Source organism: Pigmentiphaga sp., from assembly GCF_019689535.1.
Taxonomy (GTDB): domain Bacteria; phylum Pseudomonadota; class Gammaproteobacteria; order Burkholderiales; family Burkholderiaceae_B; genus Pigmentiphaga.
In genome coordinates this window covers 1-4,352 of the sequence record NZ_JADGHH010000244.1, presented here as the reverse complement: position 1 = coordinate 4,352, position 4,352 = coordinate 1, and the positions used below count along the sequence as shown (strand labels likewise).

Genomic DNA, 4,352 nt, shown 5'->3' with positions numbered 1-4,352 from the left:
TTCCTGGCCCACGGCCCGGGCAAGAAGCCCGTCGAGCAGTTCTCCAAGGTCGTCACGTTGCCGTCGCCAGACGGAGCGCTGGACTAGGGCCGCTTCGGCTCCCGCCATCGCACCCGCAGCGGCGCGGCCCGGGGGGCGGGAACGCCCGGGAGGTAGCGCGCAGCGCTTCGCGCCGGGGCTTGCCGGCTCACAGGTCGGGCGTTTCGCGCCCTCCGGGCGGCCCGGGATGTCCCACGCCCCGCGGGATGCGCAGTCCAAGCGCCTCCCACGGTGCTAAACTGGCTGGCTTATCCCATATCCCGGCTGGGAGGCCAGGCATGAGCCTGGCGTCCTGGTTGCTTGCAAAAATCGCGCATGGTTTCCTCTCTGCTCAAGAAAATTTTCGGCAGCCGCAATGACCGGTTGTTGAAGCAGTTCGGCAAGTTGGTCAGTCGCATCAACGCGCTGGAGCCCCAGACCGCCGCACTCAGCGACGAGCAACTTGCAGCCCGCACGCAAGAGTTCAAGCAACGCTATCAAAACGGAGAGTCGCTCGACGACCTCCTGCCCGAAGCCTTTGCGGTCGTCCGCGAAGCCGGCAAGCGGGTGCTGGGCATGCGCCACTTCGACGTCCAGTTGCTGGGCGGGATCGTCCTGCATACCGGCCGCATCGCTGAAATGCGTACCGGCGAAGGCAAGACGCTGGTGGCGACGCTGCCCGTCTACCTGAACGCGCTGGCCGGCCGGGGCGTGCACGTGGTGACGGTCAACGACTACCTGGCCCAGCGCGATGCCGCCTGGATGGGGCGGCTATACCGTTTCCTCGGGTTGAGCGTCGGGGTGGTGGTTTCGCAGCAACCCAACGAGGAAAAGAAGGCTGCGTATCAGGCAGACATCACCTACGGAACGAACAACGAGTTCGGGTTCGATTACCTGCGCGACAACATGGAATACCGCGTGGAGGATCGGCGCCAGCGATCGCTGTTCTATGCGGTGGTCGACGAGGTGGACTCCATCCTGATCGACGAGGCCCGCACGCCGTTGATCATCTCCGGCCAGGCCGAGGACCACACCGAGCTCTACATCCGGATGAACGCGGTGCCGCCGCTGCTCACCCGGATGCCGTCCGAACCCAAGCCGAACGAACCCGAGCCTCCGGGCGACTTCTGGGTGGACGAGAAAAACCGCCAGGTCTACTTGTCCGAGGCCGGCCACGAAAAGGCCGAGCAGATCCTGGAGCGCCAAGGCTTGCTGCCGCCGGGCGAGTCGTTGTACGACCCGCGCCACATCAGCTTGATGCACCACCTGATGGCTGCCCTGCGGGCACACAACCTGTTCTTCCGCGACCAGCACTATGTGGTGCAGAACGGTGAAGTCATCATCGTCGACGAGTTCACCGGGCGCCTGATGGTCGGCCGCCGCTGGTCCGACGGCCTGCACCAGGCGGTCGAGGCCAAGGAAGGGGTCAAGATCCAGAACGAAAACCAGACGCTGGCCTCGATTACCTTCCAGAACTACTTCCGGATGTACGAGAAGCTGGCCGGCATGACCGGTACGGCCGACACGGAAGCCTACGAGTTCCAGGAAATCTACCGGCTCGAAACCGTCATCATTCCGACCAACCGGCCCATGATCCGCGTGGATCAGAACGACCAGGTCTTCAAGACGGCGCGCGAAAAGTACAACGCCATTCTGGAAGACATCCGCGACTGCCAGAAGCGTGGCCAGCCCGTGCTGGTGGGGACCACCAGCATCGAGAACTCCGAGCTGCTGTCGGCCATGCTGACCCAGGCCGGGCTCAAGCATGAGGTCCTGAACGCGAAGCACCATGCCCGCGAGGCCGAGATCGTGGCAGAAGCCGGCAAGCCCGGCCGCATCACCATCGCCACCAACATGGCGGGCCGCGGTACCGACATCGTGCTGGGCGGCAGCGTCGACAAGCAGGTGGACCTGATCCGTGCCGACGAAACCCTGAGCGAAGAGGAGAAGGCCGCCCGCATCGCCAAGGTGCGCGAAGAGTGGAAACCGCTGAACGAGCAGGTCAAGGCCGCAGGTGGCCTGCGCATCATCGGCACCGAGCGCCACGAATCCCGCCGCATCGACAACCAGCTGCGCGGCCGCGCCGGACGCCAGGGCGACCCGGGTTCCTCGCGCTTCTACCTGTCGCTGGAAGATCCGCTCATGCGCATCTTCGCCGGGGATCGCGTGCGGGCCATCATGGAACGGCTCAAGCTGCCCGAGGGCGAACCCATCGAGGCCGGGATGGTGACCCGCTCCATCGAGTCGGCGCAACGCAAGGTCGAAGCCCGCAACTTTGACATTCGCAAGCAGCTGCTCGAATACGACGACGTCGCCAACGACCAGCGCAAGGTCGTCTATGCGCAGCGCAACGAGGTGCTGGAGGCCGAGTCGGTCGGCGACATGATCGCCAATTTGCGCAACGCCACCTTCACCGAGGTGTTCCGCCAGTACATACCCGAAGACTCGGTCGAAGAACAGTGGGACGTCCCCGGGTTGGAGAAGACGCTGGAGTTGGATTGGCAGATCCAGCTGCCGCTCGCCTCCATGCTCGAGAGCGAAGCCAACCTGACGGACGAAGACCTGCTCGAACGGGTCCTGAAGGCTGCCACCGAGGCCTACGAGGCCAAGGTCGCCCTGGTGGGCGCCGAGATGTGGAATCAGTTCGAACGCTCGATCCTGCTGCAGTACATCGACACCCATTGGCGCGAGCATCTCGCGATGCTGGATCACCTGCGCCAGGGCATCCACCTGCGCGGCTATGCGCAGAAGAACCCCAAGCAGGAATACAAGCGCGAGGCCTTCGAGCTGTTCTCCAACATGCTCGACCGCATCCGCAACGATGTGATCAAGGTGCTGATGACGGTGCGCGTGCAAACGGCAGAGCAGGTCGAGCAGGCGGAACAAGAGGCGCCGCAAGTTCAGAACGTGCAGTACCACCATTCCGACTACGACGAAGCGCTGGCCGCGGCGAACGCCAATACCGCATCGCACGGCGCCGCCGGGACGGTGCAGAACGTCATGCGCAAGGTGGGCCGCAACGAGCCATGCCCCTGCGGCAGTGGCAAGAAGTACAAGCACTGCCACGGCAAGCTCGGCTGAGCCCGTAACGCGGCAGCCAGTGCGGCGACAAAAAAGCCTCCGAAACCGGAGGCTTTTTTCTTTGCGCAGGTCCGCTTGTGTGTTCAGCGCCGTGGCCCCATGCCCATCATTCCGGGCTGATGCCCTCGGTCTTGATGACGCGGCTCCAGCGCTCGAATTCCGTGCGCGTGAGCCGGCCGAGATCTTCCGGCGTACCCAGCACCACGGCAAAGCCGGTATCGGCGAGTGCGGTGCGCATCGACTCTGAATCGTAGATCGCCCTCAGTTCGCGGTTCAGGCGGTCGATGATGGGGCCTGGTGTTTGGGCCGGGGCGTAGAGCCCGATCCAGAGCGCCAGCTGGTAGTTCGGGTACCCCACCTCTGCCAATGTGGGGACGGAAGCCAGCAGCGGCGAACGCGCACTGCCGGTCTGCGCGATGGCCTTGAGCTTGCCGGAGGCGACCAAGGGGCGGGCCGCCTCGATGGGGGCGATCATCATGTCTACGCTGCCTTGCACGACGTCCATGATCGCGGCATTGAGCGTGCCGGCCGGAATGTGCCGCATCTTGACGCCCACCATGTTCTGCAGCACGGTGGAGTACAGGTGCGAGGTCGAGGCAATTCCCGGAGATGCGTAAGAAGCGAGTTCCCCGCGTGCCTTGAGGTGGGCCACCAGCTCCTTGAAGTCTTGGGCGGGAGTGCCGGCTCCCGTAATGATGACTTGCGCGCTTTCTGCGATCTGGCCGATGGGGGCAAAGCTCTTGACCGGGTCGTAGGGGGTGGGGCGGAAGGCTGGCGTGATGACTAGCGTGGTCGGCCCGATCATCAGCGTGTGCCCGTCGGGTTCCGCATTCGCGGCATAGGACGTGCCGATGACGCCGCTGGCGCCGGGCCGATTTTCCACATAAACGCTTTGGCCCAGCCTCGCCGAGAGCTGTTCGGCGGTGCGCCGGGCAATGGCGTCGGCGCTCGTTCCCGGACTGTACGGAACGACGATCTTGATGGTGCGTTTCGGGTAGCCAGCTGCGTCGGCCCCTCCCTGGGCGTGCGCGATCGGGCTACCCGCCAGAAGCAGCGCCATGGCGGCGGTCGAGAGGGGGCATGTGGACTTCCGGAATGCATGCTTCATGCGTGTCTCCTAGCTCTTTCTTGTTCCGCGCGAGCCGGCGCTGCCTCGCTGGCGCCGGCCAGGGCGTAAACGGGGTAGGTCGTCCGTCCTGCCGCGGGCAAGCGGGCGCGTTATTCTGTTTTATCTCTAATATATAATATAGATT

At 64.4% G+C, this 4,352-nt stretch carries 2 protein-coding genes; one reads left to right on the top strand and one right to left on the bottom strand.

Features of this window, described 5'->3' with window-relative positions; translation table 11 throughout:
- Positions 1 to 354 precede the first annotated feature (354 nt).
- On the top strand, positions 355 to 3,099 hold the full coding sequence (secA, locus tag IRZ12_RS15920) for a preprotein translocase subunit SecA (RefSeq protein WP_296470500.1): 2,745 nt from the start codon (positions 355 to 357) through the stop codon (positions 3,097 to 3,099).
- A gap of 106 nt (positions 3,100 to 3,205) precedes the next feature.
- Here secA and IRZ12_RS15915 read toward each other — a convergent pair whose 3' ends face one another.
- Entirely contained in the window at positions 3,206 to 4,207 is a 1,002-nt protein-coding gene (locus IRZ12_RS15915; RefSeq protein ID WP_296470497.1) for a tripartite tricarboxylate transporter substrate binding protein, read from the bottom strand.
- Positions 4,208 to 4,352 lie beyond the last annotated feature (145 nt).

What these genes read in the sequence shown, in the direction of transcription:
- secA (WP_296470500.1), top strand. Translation starts at nt 355, where the DNA reads ATGGTTTCCTCTCTGCTCAAGAAAATTTTCGGCAGCCGCAATGACCGG.
- IRZ12_RS15915 (WP_296470497.1), bottom strand. Translation starts at nt 4,207, where the DNA reads ATGAAGCATGCATTCCGGAAGTCCACATGCCCCCTCTCGACCGCCGCC.